Here is a 319-nt window from a genome sequence, read left to right as displayed (position 1 = left end):
GCGCGAGTTCCTCTCCTGGCTCAAGGGCCGGGGCCTCTCTGGCGTGCGCATGTTCACCGGCGACAAGGCCGCCGCCATGACGGGCGCGATAGCCAAGGTGTTCCCGGACGCCGCCTACCAGCGCTGCACGGTGCACTTCTACCGCAACGTGCTCTCGAAGGTCCCCAAGTCCAAGCGCGCCGAGGTGGCCGCGATGCTCAAGGCCGTCCATGCCCAGGAGTCTCTGGAGGCGAGCACGGAGAAGGCCGGCCGTGTCGCCGCCAAGCTGGAGGACATGAGGCTGGCGTCGGCCGCCAAGTGCGTCCGCGACGGCGTCGCG

At 69.9% G+C, this 319-nt stretch carries 1 protein-coding gene; it reads left to right on the top strand.

Annotation, left to right across the window (positions count from 1 at the left end; translation table 11 throughout):
* Positions 1-319, top strand: a 319-nt coding sequence (locus NE591_RS13630) for a transposase (protein ID WP_256156907.1), incomplete at both ends; no start/stop codon positions are given.

Source organism: Adlercreutzia sp. DFI.6.23 (assembly GCF_024462535.1).
Taxonomy (GTDB): domain Bacteria; phylum Actinomycetota; class Coriobacteriia; order Coriobacteriales; family Eggerthellaceae; genus Adlercreutzia; species Adlercreutzia rubneri.
Note: the sequence above shows the minus strand (reverse complement) of the source record. Positions and strands in the feature narration are given on the sequence as shown.